The following is a 20,309-nucleotide window of genomic DNA, read 5'->3' as shown; positions in this document are numbered from 1 at the left end:
TTCGCAGAGTCAATAGTTGAGTTTGAGATGGGGTTCGGCTTGGCTTTTGAAGGATCTGCACGTTGCGAATACGATATATTGGTAATTGATAGCATTTATCGTGCAACGTTCCCACCATAAATTGCGCCATTAACACGCCTGTTTGCTCTACTAGTGCAAAAAAACTAACTTCGCTAAATGCTAACCAATGGGCCTCTTTATATAGCACTCTGCAAATATTAGCACTTGCTGCGCGTTTGAACTTGATCGCATGTTCAATTTGCGAAACTACTTTTGAGTCCAGATTAATTTTAAGATGTTTATGATGGTCCTCGTCGAGCCAACTTGGCTTTTGACCGTTAAGACGATTAAGAGCCTGCTCAGCTTTTACATGGACCGACTGTTTAATGTCAGAAGGCAATGAATGGGGGAGCAACTGTTCTAGCAACAAATAGTGCTCAGCCACTTCCATACTCATCCTAGTAGACGCTCCTCGCCATTGAGCATTTATAGACCAGCCATAAGGCTTTGTACGAATATCCTTTTCCAAACCAAAACTGCTACTGTCAAACATTGCTTGCAGATCTCGTTGTAACATCCGGGCGCTAACTACCATCCCTCTATTCGATAACTTGCTCTTCAATTCAGAAGTAGATATGGAGCTTGGTTGGTATGGAATCAGTTCTAGAATGGTCAAATGACGTTGTGAATTCATTTTTTTAACTTAACTAGCAACTAAGCTGGTAATATCCACCAGCTTAGTAAATATGAAATCTTTAACTAAAGGTAATTAGTTTGCTCTGATCCTGAATAGCTTTTCTTTATCGAGTATGACAATACAGATTGTATCAATTTGACTTATAATCTAAAGTCGACTTTCTTTGACATGTTCAAATACTATATCTGTCACATCTCTTGCACGATATCCCCTTCCAGTTGGCTGAATTACTATCTTAAGTGAATCCTTGAGGGAGACTAACCTTTCCTTATAGTCCTGACCAATTGCAAAGTTCTCGGCAAATGGCTTAATAGCGTCCGAGAATGCTTCTATCATTGAGTCTTTAGACGAATATCCTTCATGACCTAAAGCAGATAAATAAGAAATTAGCGCGGTGTCAATAAGTGTCCCTTCGAACCACCACGTTGAAGAGGCATAGCCTGCACACCACCGGATAGAAGTCTCCTGAAGATATACTTCAATGCTAGTAATATTTTCCCCGACAAAGCAAGAGCCGAACATAATGCCGGTAATATTATGTGTTTTAGATAGCTCTCCTACTTCGAATAGAATATGGTCTATATTGACTTCTCCAACCTTTTTTTTGTATCCATGTGCCGCGATGTAGATAATAGAGTTATCAAAACTGCTTCGGGTGATACATTCTAAAGCTTTATTAAAACTCGACTTATCATAGAAATTTGCATGATAAACCTCTGTATCTCCTGCCCTTTTAGCAGCCCCTTCTATAAACGGTAAAACACTGGTCCGATTGTTGTCTGTATCATCCAAACCCCATGGGGATTCTAGTATCAAGATTGCATTATGCGCTCGCTTTTTATTCACAACAGCCATATTAAATCCTTATAGTTTTTTATTCCACCAAATCAAAAATCATATGATACATGCCTATCATTTGCTTTTTATAAATTACCATTCTTCATCAAATAAACATTTTTGAACTACTGCTAAACACGTTAAATTGACCACAACCTATTCTTACCAGATATTTTTCTTTATTTCGTAATTCGAGGGCGTTAAAAAATCTGTGGCAGCTATTTTAAGCTGGATATGTACATGTTAGATCCCTTATCACTTATGTACCATTATCAGATTAATTAGAAATTTTAGATATTAGTTCACTTCAATAATTTCATCATCCGCCCAATCAAAATAAACAATTGTAAACTCATAGCCACTGTTATTACATACATCTTCAACAGCTAACTTCATATCATTGAGCTGGTTATCAAATGTTCCATCAACAAGCTCCCCTTCAAGCAGGTCAACGCTCCCTTCAGGAAATTCATAGCATCTGGTTATATTTCCTGAGAGTTTATACTTCCCATCTTTTCGTCTTCTCTTAGGACTTTCAAAGCAAACGCTGATAGAAGAATAAGAAAAACTCTCTTCAACTTCCTGAATCAAATCATCAAAAGTATCATTGACTGAGCCACCAGCATTTTTAATATCAGTATCAGAAAATTGATGTACTAATTGGAGCTCAAAACTCGCCAATATTTCTACTGTATAAATTTTTGGTTTTTCTTTATTTATATTTTTAATTTTTGTCATGGGTACTTTCTATAGTTTTACTTTGCAGGCAGAAAGTTAATTTGCTCACGTGCATTACGCATTTTTTTCCATTAGGTATAATAAAGTTAAAGATAAATAATCTCTCGCTAACTTTTACCACTACCCAATTGGAGTAAAAATATAACTTCCACTTTTCAAAAATTTCTCATGCGAACTTCTCGAATAAACAGCCAGTAAACCTTGTTCATTAGCAGCCAAATTGTGCCAATTTCCCTCACCTAGAAATAGCTCATCAAAACTTTCCCCGCTTTGACTTACATACAAAGTTTTTTTCCACCCATCTTCAATAAATAAAGTAAAATCTTTTAGATGAGCGTAATCATTAAGATCGATATTCTCTGTTTTAGCGTGCCACTCATACCCTTTTTTATCTGAGGAAATAACTTGATTTCTATAAAAACAAAGCATTTTATGACCAACATTAATAATTACAGGTTCACCGAACTGGTCGTTTTTACCGTCCCATGTACAGTGACGCCAACCTTTTCCATCAATGTAGTAACGGATGGAAGAAGACACATTATTCTTCTTCTTAGATTTAGTATAAAAATAGTCGTAATGGCAGAAAGCAAGCAATGTATTTCCACTTGGCAAGGGTTGTAGACTTTCAACTTTGATCCCCTCTGAAAGATTTGGTAAAAGCTTCCACTCTCTCCAACCACCATCTAGCCTTTCTGAACAAAAAACAAACACCCCGTCGTAAGTGCTTGTTTTAGTAGAATCTAAGAAAATACCTTTTTCAACGTATTTATATTCTTTTCGAACAGTGAAACGCCATAACCATAACCCATTAAAGTAAACGATATTTTCTGTTTTGGTAAAATTATATCCAAGTCCATCAGGGTACAGGCTTTGCTTCCAATTTATTGAATCTTGAGAATAATAAAAACCTTCACTGTATCCCGCAAAGGCTATCCACATACCATTAACTAAAAAAAGCTTGCTAATGTAGGGCGCATTTTCACTTTTACTTAGCTCTACCTTCATCCAGTTTTCACGGTCCAAACTACGATATAACCCGTTACCATTAGCAACGATTAACCAAGTCGTACCATCGGTTTTTATGCTGGTGATTTTCTCTGGATCGCAAGGTGGGTGTTTTATTTGGTTCCATTCGATACGAAGCAGATACTTGATATCATCCTTTTTGACAATAACTGACTGTTTAGCAAGTTTTTCCTGACGCTGCTGTTCAAGCTGCTCAGCACGTTGCTTTTCTCTCAGCTCAATGACTGACTCCCCAAACCGGCCTTTTATGAAAAACTCTAATTGTTCAGATACCTCAGTACAAGCGTTTGAGAAAGATGTGAGGGTATTGTCTAACTGGCGCTCAAAATGACAGAACTGCTCGTACCACTCCTCGTTCTCAGTAGAGTTATCCAACTCAAAGTCGCCATGGCCTGAATCGCTCTCGAACGTAATCGCAGGGATTCCCCATCGCACCAGCTCACGATTCCCTTGTTGCAAAACACCCGCATGTTCAGAGATAAACTTACTGACCTTCTTACGCACATCATTGAGCGAAGATAAACAGGAGCTACGACCAAGCGTATATGCAGCACTCCCAACTTTACTTCCTATCCTGCCCATAAAAGAGTCATCTAGCATATCCATAAAACACGAATATTCTCCGGATTTCATTGTCGCAATGGCCAGCTCTAACGAGATATCTTGTGCCATCGAACTTGTACGACGCAGCTTCGATCTTAAGTCGGAGAACACTTTTTCGAAGTTAAACTCGCGATAACCAATAACATTTCTCCAACCATTGGTTTTATGCTGAAGTTTTTCAGCAGCCGCAAGTACTTTCTCTTCATCTTGTTCAGAAATCACCGTCAACATATATGGAAAATGCTCCCTGAACTGAGCGGGTTTCAGTGAGTTCAAGATGCGTAACATATTAGGTGACTCAATTTGCGTATTGCATAGAGTCAATAAATAAAATGCATCAAGCAACCAAATATATGCACTATCGTCATTTTTCAGCAGTTCTTTCAGGATGGCTAAGTTGTCTTGCACTTTATTTGGACTGTTCGCCAGTGCCGCAACTTCTGTCATCACCTGCGGGCACCCAGCTTTATTTGCCAACAACTCAATAAACGCCTGACCTTCTTTGTTCAACGATGCGAAGCTATCGATACATAGTGAGAAGAGTCGCAAATAATTGTAATGAGCTTCCTTATCTTCAGTGTTGTCAAAGAAAGTATGATCGTTTATATCGGGTAACTGAGATATTAATGTCACTGGTTCAGTGTCTTCGATAGAGTTATTAGACACAGTATCCACGCCGTTTACCGCCTTGTAGATTTCCAAAGTCAGTAAACTACCCCCTATTATTTCCTCAATCAGATCCCGCATGCAATATCTTGTTTCTAAACCAGAAAATTCTCTGCCAAAAAATCGGGAGACTATACGCTCTCGTTTCTCGTCAGTATCACAAACTTCAATGTCTGAGAGGAGATCGATGACTCGGTCATACTCATCCGAAAGATAGTAGAGTGAATTGAACGCCAATCCCGAAATATTTTTCTGAATAAAGTAGGAATCAGCCAGATGGTCGCCGTATGACAGTTCAATGAGAGAGCGATAACGTTCAATACTGCTTGCTTCAATTTGATCGATCAAATCGAGAATAAAATCTAGTAACTTGACTTCTTGATCGCAGTCTACTTCCAGCTTCTCGAGGGTAACGATAAGGTGATTGATATCCTGTGATGTAAGCATGACACTAGGATGACTTCGCAAAAAATCATAGCTTAGGTTCAGGATCAACAGCGCCTTAGGCATTGACCTAAATCGCCGCTTGTTTGCTTCAATGTTCAATGACCATTGATTGAAACTGGCATGATTCTCTACACGGATAAGGCGGCGATTGATTTTATCAACTGCTTGGAAGAGAAACTCGCGGGTTTCAATGATGTACTCATTCATCGTTCCCAAGTTGTTGCGGATGACAGCTATACTTTGAGCGTTAATCAGGTTTTGTTGTTGAAGTTGCTGAAGGTAATGCCAAGCAAATTTCTGCATTTGTAGCACATCAACTTGATTCTGCAACTGTTGCTCACGGTTTTGACCACTCAACGCTCCTGAAAAACGCTTGAAAAACCCACTTTCTATCTGTTGTTTCAGGCGTTCTTCACTACAAGTGAAAAGCCGTGAGGCATCCATTGCGAGTTGCTGGGTCACTACTACGTTATTTTTATGTTGCGCAACAAGCGCTTCAACCATTTCCTGCTCTGCGTTATTCAATGGTTGTTGAAAAATTTCTTGGGGTACAGCTTCAATTATTTCACTCATTGAAAATATGCCTTAAAGATTATCGATTAGGTTCTTTATTTGTGTACTTTGGTCCGCCATCGTTTTAACTTGGCTAGCAAATTGACGCTCAGACATATACAGCTCCTTGTGAAACTCTGCATAGAAAGCTTGTGACAACTGCAGATACTCCAACGACTCGTGCATGATCATTGCGTTACTTGCGACACTCTCTGTTGCCTCAAGTGTCAGACGAAAGTTTCTCTCAATATGGTTGTCGATGGCTATGCTCATCGCGATTGTCGTAATTAGGCCTCCAATGATCGCACCGACCAATGCTCCAGCCGGTCCGCCGAGGGCTCCAACAGCTGCACCAACAGAGCTACCAGCAACGCCCGCCCCAGATTGCAATAAGTTTTTACCAGATCGAGTTTCTAGCTCTTCTCGGGTAATTTTTCCGGCCGCGAATAGGACAACGTTCTGAACCACATCCACTGCACAGACAGCCACTGCAGCTACACCATTGTTAGCAAAAGCTCGCTTGAATGCGGAACCAGTAAACAAGGTCGGTAAGTTTCTTGCAGTTATGCTGACCGTAGCTGTGGCAACACCGGCTTTCAATGCGCTATCACCAGCAGCGATAGCCGTATTCTGCAGAATCTCGAAAGTGGCCTGCTCAACCGTAATTTCCCCATCCCGCACACGTTTAATCGATTGAAACGTGTTAATGCTACCAGCAATGACTGTAGAAATTACCGCAGCCGATTTCGCGGCGCGCAAGCTCTGTTGAACAGTCGATTTATTGAGATAATCCTGTTGCAGGCTTTCATGCAGTTCCTTACCTTCCTTATTTCCTTGACCTAAACGCTCTGCATCACGTTTGCTAAGTGGGGTTGACTGGGCACCATCGACATCAAGATTTTCCGTTGCCTTATCGCGCACTTCTTTTGCTGCTTCAGCCACCTCCGGACGTGTTTGACTATTTCTTTGCACATCTCTTTCTGCAGCAGCTTTGATCTGGTCAATTTGGTCTGAAGGACCAATAAACGCATCACTGTCTTTATATTTTGCGATGTTATCTTTTGTCGCTCTGAACGCCTTTTGAGTCGATTCACCATCTTTGAAGTATTTAAGTTGTGCACCAAGTACTTGCTCGTCCCCTTTCATCACAACGATATCGTGGGTTGAATGGTTTTTGGTAAGGGGTGAGTTGGCAAAATTATCAGTGAAGGCTCGAACCTCCTTATCTTTTAGAATAGCGTCCAAATTAAATGATTCGGCATGCAAAGTCTCTGCAGCAAAACCGCCTTTAATTGCACTGTTCTGGGCTGTACTCGCAATTTTATTAATAATCGCGTTAGCCTGATTTATCTCTTGTATCATTTTGCCAATTTGCTCTGATGCCTGATGAGGCCAAATGGGGCAAAGGCTAACGGCATTATTTAATGCTTTTTTGCGTTCATTATTCATAGTTATTGCCTAACCAAAAACCATATCGCCCTATGGAAATAGAGCGACATAAAGTTACGTTACTCTAGTAAAGCTCGAAACTCTGGTTTCTCTAGCCCTTTCAAAGTAAATTTTAATAGTCAACCACCAAGTTACATACCCAATATAGTGCTCAGTAGCTAAATCAAGTAATGGCTTAGTAGTCCTGATGATGTAACGGCTAGCCCATTTATTGCTCTTGTTGCTGCAACGTGTAAAAGCGCTCTTTAATTAAAGTCATAATCCTGTTTTTGTCGATTAGTAATTCATCGCAATTATCCATATTTTTCCCTGCTGTTAATTAATTTTTGCTAACATAGTTTTACATCCGAGCTTAAGACCCGGCTTGCTAAAGTTCGCTTTGCTCAGGCGTTCTCAAAAGTGCTAGTTCTTTCACTAAAGCTTCAAACCCAGCAGATTTCACGACTATATCTAACCCTTCAGATAACACTTGATACAGCCGCTCGTATTGCTCCGTAGCCGTTTCTGTACCAATTAAAACATCCACCAGCGGAGCTTCGAGATAATAAGCGTGATAACGGTTTTGTTTTGCGTATTCACCGTCCTGATGATGATTGTAAAAATGCCAGATTGGATGGTTTTGACTGGCTTCAGTTAAATAACGTGGTAATGATTTATAGGCATCAAGCGAGGCATAGTAAGGATGGATTGCTTTCGAAAAGCTAACAATCACAACTAAGTTCACGCCCCTTATGTTACGATGAGTAACACAATGATCTTCTGGGGCATGCAACATACCTATAAAAAGGCCTGGTCGCCACGTTGGCTTGTTGTCCACTACATAACGAAACTCAAGACCATTTCGCCCCCATTGGCGTCCAATCTTTAAATCAAACGCTGCCATTTGCGGCCAAGGTTCTTCAGCTAACCTATTTACAAACTGATTAAATTGCCCTTCAAACTGTTTTGCAGCCATAAAGTGCCACATACCGTCAAAACTCATAGGTGCAATCGGCCCAAGTCCTTCATTTTTTAAAAGCGATAAGAATTCGCTCACTATCCAATGGGCTTTGCTATGCTCTTCTAACCTTCCAAGCAATGGCTGAAGACATACATATACATCTCGCCAACACAGCTTAATATCTGGCGATTGCTGGTGTTGCTTTTCATGGCGAGTAATTAACACTAGTAAAAATTGGTTGTAGTGTTTTGCTGCGTAGCTACGATAGTTATCTAGTTGATTATGGCTTAACCCAGTATCCGTTTTGTGTTCAAAAATTAGTTGTGTATGGCCGAGACTAAAAAACATATCTGGATATACACCGCCAAAATTTTGCTGAGTGGACCACTCAGAGTCACCGTCTAGTGGACCTGAAATGTTTAAAGATGCCCGTTGGGACGAAAGCAAGGAAAGAAATGATTGGGCGGCGTCTGGCACCGTATTCAGTAAGAACGCGAACGCTTCAGTAACAAAGTTTTCGGTTGGAGTGGTGTTTTCTCTTGGACGATACTTTTTTAGATTTACCAATAGACTCTGCACAGATTTCATCCTTGTATAGTGCGTTGTTTTAACTTTGTTTAAATGTACTTCAATATTCGCAATAGTGTAAATAAAACTTACCTCGCATGACTATCAATGTATAACTTCATGGCTGGTGGTTTTAATTTTATATGGTGTGGGTATTGATACCCACCACGGAAAAATAAAGACAAAGCTACATAGCTCAAAAAACTATCTATTTTTTGCTTGTTACTAGACGAAAAGGCTTCTTCCAGTTAATTTAATATTACAATTCAAAAGGATGTTGGGGTTTGCAATGAACTATCTGCAACTTAAAGAAAAGCAAAGGGCGTTACGCCACAATTTTCAGGAAGGGTTATCGCTAAGAGTACATAGAGCACTAAGCTGGATGAATAAAGCTGAACAATCGACAGACGATGTAGATAGCCAGTTCATCTTTTTATGGGTTTCTTTCAATGCTGCCTATGCGCAGGATATAGAACTAATTACTAGCAGCGAGATCCAGTCTTTCTCTCTCTTTTTAGATAAGTTACATCACTTAGATAAAGACAAAAAACTCTACCACATACTTTGGCACGAGTTTCCTTCCAGTATCCGGACTCTCTTAAATAATCCATACGTCTTTCAACCATTTTGGCAATATCAAAACGGGCTGATTAGCCAACATGAATTCGAGGAACGCTTTGCTGACGCGAAACGCTTTGCTAATTATGCTCTAGCACATCAAGAATCCGCTAAGTTAACCGCTTTAGTACTACAACGCTTGTATACTCTGCGAAATCAACTTATTCATGGCGGAGCAACTTGGAATAGCAGTGCAAACCGCGAACAACTTAAAGACGCTGTGAAATTTCTGTCTCAACTCGTGCCTTGTATCATTAACATTATGATGGATAACCCTAACGAACTTTGGGGAAAAGCCTTTTATCCTGTAATCAATTCCTGATTGATTAAAAATGCAAAAGTTTACCCAAGAGCAAAAAGAGCTTATCGTTCAAGCTAATTTATTAGCTAAAAAGGCCAATGGAGGTTGTGAGAAGTCGAAGCTAGAGCTTCTTCATTTACTGGCTGCAAACCCTAAACTTAAAAAAATTCTGCTAACGAAGGCCGAATCAGCAAAGCACAGAAGAAGCTCCAAAGGCCGATGGCGCTCAATTGGATATTCAAGCGTGATGTCGGGGCTTATCGGTCGGACCTCCGCGAGAACCTGGCGCACCACTAAATAATCATTTCTCATTGATGTTTAGCTACCTTAACATCAACGGTTCACGTACAGCGACTTAAAAATCAGTTTAAACTATTCTCTTCTTAATCAACTCTATGATTTAAGTTGCTCTAATAGGCGCTACTAGCCGCATTTTTACGATCACTATAAGTTTCATAGGTACACTATTGCTATTGATACAACCATCGATTAAGTTGATAAATCAGCTCGCATATGAGCAATTGACCAGTCAAGTTCGCTGTTAAGGAAAAAACACGATGATTGAAAAAGCGACCAAGCTTCGTAATCTGGTACACGACGTACTAACTAGTAAAGACCTACATAGCCATCAAGTAAATGCTGCTCAAAAAACTTTTGAAGCGTTCAAAGAAAATGTTCGAGCAGTAGTTACTGCCGCCGAAATGCAAGCAGGTAAATCAGGGATCGCCCTCGCTTTATGCTGTCTTCAAAGACTCAGTCTTTCCGATGAAGCCATTTGCGACAGAAAGCAACTTAAAGACACCCTATACCTGGTTACAATGCCTGACACAGCATTGAAAGAACAAGCTGAAAAAGATCTACAAAAGGCAAAAAACGTTGTTGTCAGCAACTTTATTAATTTCGAAAAAGCGCTTGATAATGAATTTAAAGGTAACCCACCAAAACTAATCATCATTGACGAATGTCACTATGGTTCAAATGTTTCAGCAGTGCGTTACAGCAAAGTTTTTGACTATTTAGAGCAAGAAAATGATTCGTGCAAAGTTGTATTCATTTCCGCCACGCCTTTTGGCGCACTTTACGGTGCTGAAACAGAATACCAAGAAGCCATTGAGCTTCAACAGGAAGCCGAAATTGAAAATGATGACATCAAGTTAAAAGATGCACAAGAGGTGGCTGCGTCAGCCCTTAAAGACTCCATTCTTCGCCGTGACTTTAATACTAGATTGGTGTTCCACAAAACAAGTGATGAGTATTACGGTGTACGCGAAATGCTGGCAAATAGCAAGGTAAAAGGGCTTGATGATGAAACTAAAAACTTTCTTTATCCCTCTCCTGAAAGAGCTAGTTTTGTTCAGCAATTTTTAAATCACCAAGGCATGGGCTGGTCACTTATTCGCGTTCCTGCAGGTTTCGCAATGGATGCTAAACAATTCTTGACTTCTCAAGGCATTGATGAACATTCTATTTATATTCTAGGAAACTCTTTATCCGGCGTTCCTGAAGACGAGCATTGCAGCATTGAGCGCTTCAAACAACAGTTTGAAGATGCCTTAATGTTTGACGAAAAATTAATAGCTATCACCGTCGCAGGTGCTAGAGCGGGTATTAATTTTGGTGCGATGATGAAAAACAACCTGATTTCCACTTGGGATAGCACTGTCGCTAGTGTGGCGGCGGTTGTTCAGGCCAATATTGGCCGTGCATGTGGTTATCATGGCAACAATGCATCAATCCACTATACGAATTTAAATGCAGCAGAAGCTTATGGCGCAATACTCGACCACTTAGAAAGTACTTGCTCCGATCATGCAGCATCAGATTTTGAGGGTCTAAAAGAGTTTTTTGAAGATGTTTGTCAAGAATATCAAGTCAATGGCTTAGATGTTGGACTAACGGTTAAGTATAAAAAAAGACGCCCAATTGGTGATGTTGAAACCTATAAGACAGATAGCTACGTTGTAGTGCCTGGCATGTTGTTTGATGAAGATCACGACTTCACGACATACACGAACAATCCACGTTTATTAGATGCAATTAAAATTATTCGCAACGAATATACCGCAAAAGGTGCACCTACGGTTCGTTCAAGTCGCGCCTTACGTGGCGCAAAGAAAAACTGGATTAAGGCACACTGGGTGAATGGTGACAGCTTTGACAATCCTGAAAAAGCACGAGCTGATGGTACACAGCGTGAAAAAACGCTTAAATACACTGACATGCTCGATAAAGGTGAATATCTAGAATACAACAGAGTTGTTGCTCCTGGTAGCGGTGAACTATCCGAAAACAAAGCTGTAACTGCAGCAATTTTCAGCGTCTATAATATATCGCGTCGCAAGGTCGCAAAGAAGCTCATGAGCACAGAAGATGTATGGGCGATGTGTGATCATTTTAATATCCCTCGCGACGATACGATGATGGTGCTGTATCTGCGAGGCGCATATGACCTGGATAGAACGTTAGAGAAAAAAGAGCATAACAACCTGCCTGAACAAACAGGTCAGCTAAGTGACGAATCCCACTTTTCGGATAAAGTAGAACCCGCATACTAATCACTAAATCTATAAAAGGAGGGAAACCTCCTTTTTGAGCGTATAAATATGAACAGTGCACTCACTCATCGCCAAATTGTTGAAGAATGTATGTCTAAAAATACCTTCGACCACCAGCAAAAGGCCGCACACAAAGTCTTTGAGCAATTCCAATCAGACTCTCGTGCGGTCGTAGTTGCAGCAGAGATGCAATCAGGAAAATCCGGCATCGCTCTCGCCCTCGCTTGTCTGCAACGTCTATCGTTACCCGATGAGCAGATCGTAGAAAGGAAACACCTTAAAGACACCCTATACTTAGTCACCATGGCAGATACAGCACTTCAAGACCAAGCCATGCTCGACTTAGCCCCATGTAAAAACGTGGTTGTCAGCAACTTTATTAATTTTGAAACCGCACTTAGGGCCGAATTCAAATATCAGCAACCTAAATTGATTATTATCGATGAATGCCACTACGGTAGTAGTAGTGACAGTATCCGGTACGACCGGATATTTAGTTACCTAGAAACAGATAATCTAACTTGTAACGTCGTATTTGTTTCAGCTACTCCATTTAGTGCACTTTATGCTGCCAGCAATGACTCCATATTGCGTCATAACTTTAACACCTCCCTTGTCTTTCATAAAACAAGTCATGAATATCTTGGCGTGCGACAAATGCACGCAAATAATCAGATTGTCAAACTTGATGAAGGACAACGTGACTTCTGTGACGACTCGCTCCTTCGTAAGCGCTTTATCCGCCAATTTAAAGAGCATCAAGGAACAGGTTGGTCCCTTATCCGAGTACCAAGTAGCCAAGCAAAACTAGCCCAGCAAATCCTGCTCGACAATGATATTGAGCCTGAACAGATTTATATCATAGGTCAAAAATTAGTAGGACTGGAGGAAGAAGAATTATCCAGCATTGATGAATTCAAGCGCGAGTATGAAACGGCTCTACTTTTTAACGACAAACTCATCGCCATTACAGTAGCTGGGTTTAGGGCTGGAGTTAATTTTGGCCAAGATATGAAGAATACGCTAATCAATACTTGGGATAGCACCATTTCAAATATCGCAGCTGTCGTCCAAGCAAACATAGGTCGAGCATGTGGTTATCATAACAACACCCTAGCTAAGCACTATACCAATTTAGATGCAGTGCGTGCCTACAGTGAATTACTCGACGTTCTCGAATCTCGAGCGGATAGTCGAGATTTTAACGGACTAGACCAGTATTTCGATACCATTTGCGAGCGTTATTCAGTTAGAGGTTTTGACAGAGGTACTGTCGTAGCGGCGTCACCTGAATACACTCAAAGTAAGAAGCTAGATGACTCGAAAACCTATCTCACAGAGCAGTTTTTCATCATTCCCGCTAAGCTTAGCGACCCAAGTTTCGATTTTTCTATTTATACACATGACGCTGAAGTTTTACAGGCTATTGCTCTTATTCGTCAAGAACTGCTCGCAGATGAAGGGCCTTATCGCAAAGCGCGACGTGCACTAAAAGGAGAACATCAAAACTGGATAAAAGCCCAATGGGTTAATGGTGCAACCTATGATGATGGTACAGCAAGTTGTGCCAAAGCTCGCGCTTTGAAGTTTACCGCTCAACTCGCAGCGGGTGAATCCGTTGAATTCAATCTAATCGTCAACCCCGGAGGAGGCGAAAAAACCGAAGATAAACGCATTATGGCGAGTATATTCAGTATCTATAACCTCTCTTCGCGTCAGGACATTCTGAAACGCGCGATGGATACTGAAGACATGGAAGAGATTTGCAAAGCTTTAGGGGCAGAATACGATGATACCCTGCTATTACTGTATCAACGCGGCTGTTATAGCCAAAGTTTGAGTGATGCCAAGTCACTCAATGCAGAGCCACTCCAAGCGTCACGTATCAGACATCAGAGCGTATTTTAAAAACAAAAAAGCCGCTATCGTGCGGCTTTTCTTCAATTCTGATTGCTTGGTATTACTAGGCAGAACAATTACCCGTCTGCTTTGCTTTCTCAATTATAAGCTTTTGATCATTAATAGAATCATGAACGACCTGCTCGAAAAACTTCTTTTTGTCACGAGATGAAGCATGTCTAAAGAAGTCTGAAAATGCGGTCGATTTTACTTTTTCACGCTTAGCAGCAAACATATAACCTCCTGCTACTTGTTCAAGCCAACTATGGCTTCTAACGATTCACGATTGTACTTTTTGCGCAATAGAGCGTCAATGTCACTAACATTAAAATGTGGGTTCTCATTAATACCGTCAATATTTTTTTCAATAAAAATGATATCTACATTATGTTTAAAGACTTGTTTTAACTCACTAACTACGCGTTGTGACTCCATAAATTGATTAACGAAAACGTCTGGAGGAACACGGCGACCTTCTACGATTTCCCTTGCTTTTACCAAACACCATGCTTGCTCTGGCTCTTGGTATACAAAAATAATCTGCACATAACGACCTCGTTTTAACGAGCGCTCTATATTGTCTTTTGCCTTGCTAAAACTCGACAATGTAGAATCTAGAATAAAACTAACATCTCGTTGCAGAGCTCGATCGTGGATCGCTTCTACCAAAAGTGTAGCTGGCGTTTGGAACAACGGTGAGTTTTGCCCATCATAATCCTCAAATTCTTTTCGCAATTCATCGTTTTCAATATGAACTGGGTCTATACCACACTTTTCTTGAAAAACTCGAATCATGTTGCGCGCAACTTCTGTTTTCCCCGCACCAGGCGAACCTGCCATAAATACCGAAACAGCAGAATCCTCCTGTGGTAAATGATCAACCAAGCGCTTCGCGACTTTCTTTTTAATCGCCTTGGCTTCCTTGATTGCCTTTGCGATTATCGCTTCATCATGCATTGTTTATTGTCACCACTAAGGTCGGAGTTAAACACTCTTGCAACGACAACCCTCCGTGATTGTAATGATCTCCTGCAACGAAAGCTGAAATACCAGGAGCCATAGCAATTGACACGTCAGGATTCCAAAACCATGGCATCACCAGGCCGTCATGCTGTACGTTATCTTTTAAAATAGCGCAGCGGCGTTGGCGATTCTTGCCAAGCGATTTGTGTAGATCCGCACTCGGTAGTCCATCAGGCACCCACAGCCAACCATGATCTGTCACTATCGTCACTTTCCCCCAGCCTGCATCAACTAAGGCACGTATTCGCGATACCACATCATTCAATACCCCTTCAATAAACAGAGGTAATTTACGTTGTTGTGCGTGACCTAAGTTATCTAGGTCGCCCGTCTGCACCCATGCCAATCCCTGAGGATCGCCCGTTTCCAAGCCATCTAAATATTGCCAACCATTTTCAGCAAGTAATTTTTTGAGTTGGTGACTACTAAATTCAGCATCCGTATCTGCTACAACGGGTTTAAAATAGGCGTTATCAAGCTGCCCCTTAAGTAAGTCCACTACAGGCGTTACAGCGGCCTTCGCAGTCGCAGTGAGTGAAGGTAATGCGGCCCACCGGGTCGATAAGTGGCTACTGAGCCCTACGTCCACCAGCTTTTGCTCCAGCCATTTGGCTGTATCAAAACGTAAGCCATCAACAAAAAACAGCACATGACTAGCTGTTCGGTAATTGCCACTTGGCTCATTCACTTGGTTATGCCCAGGGTAATATTGCGTTTCAACGAGTTGTTGAAAGTTTAATGTGGTTTGTTCAAGCCAAGGGGTATAAATAACACTCAGTACTTGCGCGAGTGTTTCTTGCTGGTGGATATCTTTAGCTTTTGCCATTGCCTTCAAAACCGCAGCATCAACCTGCCAAAACTGCTCTTGGTAATGCTGTGCCATAGATTCCGGTGTGCTGCCTGAATAAACTCGCTCGGTATGAGTCAGTACAGTCATCACCTCTCGGAGAATCTCAAGCCAGGGCGAATAACCCAGTCGAGTCCAAAGCCAAGATTGTCTCGCAGCTTGAGTATGCCAGATTTGCTCTAATGCTGCTTTAATCGCCTGTCTATCTTGAGTACTAACACGTTTAAATGTAGCCTCAATATCTTGATCGTCCCTAATGTTTTCAGACAAGTAATTTTCCGGGTTTACCGCACTCAATCCATCAAAAGCGATGCGCTTTAATTGTTCAAGCAAGTTGGGTAAGTTTATCGCGGTATCGGCAAAACGGGCCCAAACTGGCTGCCAGGCATGCTCAGCCTGACACAATAAATGCAGTGCAGACTCAATATCGCTCGAATCCGCTTTGAAGCCATATTGATTGAAGCACGAAGTGCTAAATACATCCCATTTACTGCCCTGCCACAGTTCTTGTTTCTCGTGTGGGTTGTTTAACCAACTTAAAATATCACGCGGAAGATCATCCATTACTAAGGCATAAAAATCATCAGCTTGAAGTTTTCGACCTTGCAGCTTGTCTATGGGGGTTTCGAGTAATTCTGGTAATATTTGTACAATAGCTTCTTGCGTACGCTTGTCTTTGGCGATATCAAACTCAATGCCTACTGCGGGGTTGGTCAAAAACGCACTGACACTCCAGTCTCGCCCTGCAGTGTTGTATACCCACCAACAACCACGGTATTGCAGCTCCGCCAGCGGTTGCAAGCGCTCCGGACAAGATTCGATAGCGCGCAAGTCTTTACGCTCAACACCCGGCATATAGAGGATAGGCGTCTTGCCTTCTGGGATCAGATTTTCTTCTAACGTCCCCGCCACAATGCATTTTACCCAAATTGCCGGGCCAATACGTTTGTCGGGCTGATAGAAGCCATCTGGCTCCACCAGCTCTATTAGCTCTGGCAGCTGCTCCTTAATATAGGGCATTGCTTTTTTCCACTGGCCATCTTTATCAGTCCAAAGCACCACTGCAGGGGCGACTTGGCTTGCCGGGTTAAAGGTCGCGCATTGCCTTAATTGCTGAATTAACTGGCTAACTACTAACATGCTTTATCCTTAGCGGCTCGCGCTGCTTTTTTCTCAGCGAGTGTTAGGTGATGGTCGTTAATACGATCGCCTTGATTGCCGCCATATTCTAAGCCTAAGTCATACCAAGGCGCTGATTCTACATCAGTGCCACGGTCTTTTTTCCAATGAATATTGGGGGCTGCACGCAGCACACCTGCACCTTTCTTAGCCACGTCTTTTGCATACATAAATGGGCGAATGTTCAAGCGAACACCGTCATTTAGGTCTGGATTCCAACCAATAGGTTGTTCTGCTAATGATTTCCAGCGGACAAAAATATCTAAGCCTTTTTCACCAACCAAAATGTCTTCAAGTTGCTTTCTTAGGTTTCGAGCTGCAGCTAAACGAAGTTCAGCGCCTTCGTCACCCTCTTTTTCTAGCTGAATTTGAGTACTAATCCAATCATCAAGATAAGTGTAGATTAAGCGCTCTAAACCTTTGTAATCGAGCTGGTGGTAATTCACTAGCGCAGAGAAACCATCTGGCAAGCCATCCCATATATGCCAGATAAACGGACGATGTTGGAACAATTTACAATGTTGTTCAAAGAACTTATCACGTAGCCAGATGTTTAAGTCGCGAGACTTAACGGATTTCAATAAATTGTTTAATACTGTCGCAGACCATTTATCACCATAGGCAGCATGCAATATGGCTTCTAATCTATCTATCGCTGGCTTTTCACCGCGTATGGCAGGTATACAAACAATACCATCATCATCAACTAAACCATCAAACACTTTGTTCTGGGCGATGATTTCACGCATTTCAGATGCTAATTCCATATCCGTGTCTAATTCGGCTGGCCAGCGGTAACCTAACAAACGAGCAACGGCAACTTGCAGAACGGTATCATCTTCACGTAAATCGCTAATAGTGGTAGTTTTCTTCTCCTCGTCCCAAACTACAGAAGCACAAGGGTGGCCGTGGTAAAGCCATTGAGTGCAGTCGTTTGAATATGGTTTGGGTAGTCCATAAGGATATTTAGCTTTAGCTAAATTCTGCCAATTATCTAGTTCGAGTTTAACCTTTGTAAAAGTACCTGCTGTAACAGACATTTTTTTATCTAATTTACTAATATCTGATTGTAGTTGACCTGAGATACAATATTCCCAGAGGGCCGGTAATAACTCATTTTTATCCGGAATTATTACTGCGACATTATCATCAAATATACCGTCTTCATAAGGAGTAAACCTAAACTTTCCAGCCTTTCCTATTGCTATCCCTTTTTTACCGTATACTCTTTCACCTCGTTGAGCAAAACCAACTTCTAACGTTGGGTTAAAATTGGTGTCATTCCATAGAATAAGATCACTGCGACCAGAGTAGCCATTTGAATGGTCGGGGCTGTTCAACCACTTCTTAGCGATTCGAGGAAAAGTATTAAACTCCCAAATTTTTCTAAGGTAATGAAAGCCATCTCCGGAAACGCTCCCCTTTCCAAAATCAGCAAACTTTGAAAGTGATTCTCCTTTTATACTAGCTAGTTCAAAAGAAATTCTATAATCCGGGTTGTCTAATTGTTTTAATTGCTCAGCAACCTCTATTTTTCCATTTTGTAAGGTGGCTTCTTTTGAGTTGACAGAGGCATCTTCGAACTCTATTCCTTTATGGAATTTGCCACTTTCATTAGCTGTCATTTGAAGACAAATATTGACGACCTCTCCTGAGATTTCTTCAAAAGCACCTTTCCCTACTCTTGCCATGAAGCCTAAGTTTTTACTTTTTATAAACTTTTCCCTCAGTGATGAATAATATTTTAGAAACAACCAATACTGCTGGGTAACTATGCTGCATACACCACCAGGATTTAGTAATTTATGGTTTCTTTCCATGAAAGTTGTTTCTAAAGCATATTTAGATTCAGGGTAGTAATTTTCACAAAATGATTTTAGAGTTTCACATTGATCACCAGCTTTTAGGTAAGGCACGTTTGTTACAACCCACTCATATTTTCTTGACAGTAATGTTGCTGATTTAGCAAGTCCTTGTGCTGTAATTAATGTCTCGTTCGAAGCATTGGATTGTTGTTTTAATGCATTTTGTAGTAACTCCCACGGAGCCTTTAATATATCAATCTGAAGTGGCTTTGGCTCAATTAAACTTCCAAGGATTGGCGCATTCTTGAAAGTTTGCTTCATCCACCCTACAGCACGTTCAAGCTCTTCATTACCTTTGGCTATATTCTTCCACTCTTTTTGAGCTTCATTGATCGATATACCTGAACAGGCAAGATGTAATTCAGGTAATTGACGGTAACCACCAGAATTAGGATAACGCCATGCTTCCAGCGCTAAAGCAAATGCTGCTAACTCTACACAGCGTTGGTCGAGTTCTAATCCATGAATATTTTGAGCTAGCACCTTATCAATGGCTTCTTTTGCAGTAAGTCCCTCCAGCTCCATACGAATTGGCACTAACATTAAAAATTTAGCTACTAAAAAGTGACCCGACCCACAGCATGGATCGAGGGTTTTAAATTCACTTAAATCTTCTGGCCACTTATCAAAATCACCTGCGGCGCAACGCCATGTTTTTGTAGATTCATCCTGAACAAAACGCAAATATTCAAGCGGAACGCCGGGAATAGAGGCTAGATTTCGCAGCTCTTGTTCGTTGGTAGCTTTAGCTAAGTCGTCTTGTGTTAAGCGCCGTTTTGCCCACCATGCGCCAAGCGCGTTGTCGAGTAAAAAGCTCACCATATAAGGTTCGGTAAATAGCTGAGTAACCGGGCTTAATTCTTTGGCGCCGATTTTTACACCAGATTCATTAACCTGTTTTTTCTTTTTGTTTTGCCAGAATTGATAACACCAACCCAGGGCGTCAGATGCTTGGAACGTATCCGGGTGTAAGCCTGCGATTAGCTCTTCTAAAGCGTGAACATGGTTGATAGACAGCTTTACTTCAAATACAGGGGAATCCGCACGGAATATTTGCGGCAACATTTTTTGCGCTAAACGTCCTGCCAATTCCCAGCCGTCTTTCACATCCGGGTCTTCTTGTGCTAAATCGTGGCAATCTTGTAAAGTGACCGAGGTATACTCGTCGTACATCAGTAATTGGCTTTGCTCTAAAAAGCGCGCAAATAACATACGGTGCCAATGTTCGTAGGCCATTTCATTAACGAGTAACTCAGTTTCTTGCTTACCCGTATCTTTAGACAATACATCGCCAAGCTGCCTGCCATGAGCACGCAGCCGAGTTCTTAATTTTTTATCACCATCATTTAAGTAGCTTGGTGCAGCACCTTCCGCGACCCCTAAACGAGTTAGCGCTTCAACAACCGCGACTTCGACGATATCACGCGCTTTTTCAACCGTTTTTTCAAGTGTACTGCGCAGTGTTCTTTCTAATGCCGTTCTCATTTATTGTTCCTT

14 protein-coding genes are annotated in these 20,309 nt (G+C 41.4%); 4 read left to right on the top strand and 10 right to left on the bottom strand.

Annotated features, from left to right (window positions below; all coding sequences use genetic code 11):
* The 6 genes from ACFOEE_RS18380 to ACFOEE_RS18355 form a co-directional block, all read right to left on the bottom strand.
* Nucleotides 1–694, bottom strand: a 694-nt coding sequence (locus tag ACFOEE_RS18380) for a transcriptional factor (protein WP_377127828.1), incomplete at its 3' end; no start/stop codon positions are given.
* A gap of 150 nt (nucleotides 695–844) precedes the next feature.
* The gene (locus ACFOEE_RS18375) at nucleotides 845–1,552 is read right to left on the bottom strand and encodes a hypothetical protein (protein WP_377127825.1); all 708 of its coding nucleotides are present in this window, start codon (nucleotides 1,550–1,552) and stop codon (nucleotides 845–847) included.
* A gap of 279 nt (nucleotides 1,553–1,831) precedes the next feature.
* Nucleotides 1,832–2,272 carry a hypothetical protein gene (locus ACFOEE_RS18370; protein WP_377127822.1) on the bottom strand — a complete coding sequence of 147 codons (441 nt, stop codon included), beginning with the start codon at nucleotides 2,270–2,272 and terminating at the stop codon, nucleotides 1,832–1,834.
* 120 nt (nucleotides 2,273–2,392) lie between these two features.
* Complete coding sequence (locus ACFOEE_RS18365) at nucleotides 2,393–5,590, bottom strand: hypothetical protein (RefSeq protein ID WP_377127819.1); 3,198 nt, start codon at nucleotides 5,588–5,590, stop codon at nucleotides 2,393–2,395.
* Between the two features lie 12 nt (nucleotides 5,591–5,602).
* Nucleotides 5,603–7,018 (bottom strand): hypothetical protein, encoded by a 1,416-nt coding sequence (locus ACFOEE_RS18360; protein ID WP_377127816.1) that lies wholly within the window; start codon nucleotides 7,016–7,018, stop codon nucleotides 5,603–5,605.
* 367 nt (nucleotides 7,019–7,385) lie between these two features.
* Entirely contained in the window at nucleotides 7,386–8,537 is a 1,152-nt protein-coding gene (locus ACFOEE_RS18355) for a hypothetical protein (RefSeq protein WP_377127813.1), read from the bottom strand.
* Nucleotides 8,538–8,814: 277 nt separating this feature from the next.
* On the opposite strand from ACFOEE_RS18355, the gene ACFOEE_RS18350 reads away from it, so the two are divergent.
* The 4 genes from ACFOEE_RS18350 to ACFOEE_RS18335 all read left to right on the top strand — a co-directional run bounded on the left by ACFOEE_RS18350 (nucleotide 8,815) and on the right by ACFOEE_RS18335 (nucleotide 13,907).
* Nucleotides 8,815–9,465 (top strand): hypothetical protein, encoded by a 651-nt coding sequence (locus ACFOEE_RS18350; protein ID WP_377127810.1) that lies wholly within the window; start codon nucleotides 8,815–8,817, stop codon nucleotides 9,463–9,465.
* A gap of 10 nt (nucleotides 9,466–9,475) precedes the next feature.
* Complete coding sequence (locus ACFOEE_RS18345) at nucleotides 9,476–9,745, top strand: hypothetical protein (protein WP_377127807.1); 270 nt, start codon at nucleotides 9,476–9,478, stop codon at nucleotides 9,743–9,745.
* A gap of 256 nt (nucleotides 9,746–10,001) precedes the next feature.
* Nucleotides 10,002–11,999: a DEAD/DEAH box helicase family protein gene (locus tag ACFOEE_RS18340; RefSeq protein WP_377127804.1), complete on the top strand. Its 1,998-nt coding sequence runs from the start codon at nucleotides 10,002–10,004 to the stop codon at nucleotides 11,997–11,999.
* 48 nt (nucleotides 12,000–12,047) lie between these two features.
* Entirely contained in the window at nucleotides 12,048–13,907 is a 1,860-nt protein-coding gene (locus ACFOEE_RS18335; RefSeq protein ID WP_377127801.1) for a DEAD/DEAH box helicase family protein, read from the top strand.
* A gap of 55 nt (nucleotides 13,908–13,962) precedes the next feature.
* Here the strand turns inward: ACFOEE_RS18335 and ACFOEE_RS18330 are convergent, their stop codons facing one another.
* The 4 genes from ACFOEE_RS18330 to ACFOEE_RS18315 are packed head-to-tail and all read right to left on the bottom strand — an operon-like array spanning nucleotide 13,963 to nucleotide 20,297.
* Nucleotides 13,963–14,133: a hypothetical protein gene (locus ACFOEE_RS18330; protein WP_377127799.1), complete on the bottom strand. Its 171-nt coding sequence runs from the start codon at nucleotides 14,131–14,133 to the stop codon at nucleotides 13,963–13,965.
* An 11-nt stretch (nucleotides 14,134–14,144) separates the two neighbouring features.
* On the bottom strand, nucleotides 14,145–14,855 hold the full coding sequence (locus ACFOEE_RS18325) for a zeta toxin family protein (RefSeq protein ID WP_377127796.1): 711 nt from the start codon (nucleotides 14,853–14,855) through the stop codon (nucleotides 14,145–14,147).
* Nucleotides 14,848–16,908: a BREX-1 system phosphatase PglZ type B gene (pglZ, locus tag ACFOEE_RS18320; RefSeq protein WP_377127793.1), complete on the bottom strand. Its 2,061-nt coding sequence runs from the start codon at nucleotides 16,906–16,908 to the stop codon at nucleotides 14,848–14,850. The genes ACFOEE_RS18325 and pglZ overlap by 8 nt, the downstream gene beginning before the upstream one ends.
* Nucleotides 16,902–20,297 carry an Eco57I restriction-modification methylase domain-containing protein gene (locus ACFOEE_RS18315; RefSeq protein WP_377127790.1) on the bottom strand — a complete coding sequence of 1,132 codons (3,396 nt, stop codon included), beginning with the start codon at nucleotides 20,295–20,297 and terminating at the stop codon, nucleotides 16,902–16,904. The genes pglZ and ACFOEE_RS18315 overlap by 7 nt, the downstream gene beginning before the upstream one ends.
* Nucleotides 20,298–20,309: the final 12 nt, after the last annotated feature.

The organism is Pseudoalteromonas fenneropenaei (genome assembly GCF_042643375.1).
Classification (GTDB): Bacteria; Pseudomonadota; Gammaproteobacteria; order Enterobacterales; family Alteromonadaceae; genus Pseudoalteromonas; species Pseudoalteromonas fenneropenaei.
The sequence above is the reverse complement of the archived record's forward strand: the minus strand, read 5'-3'. Positions and strand labels throughout refer to the sequence as shown.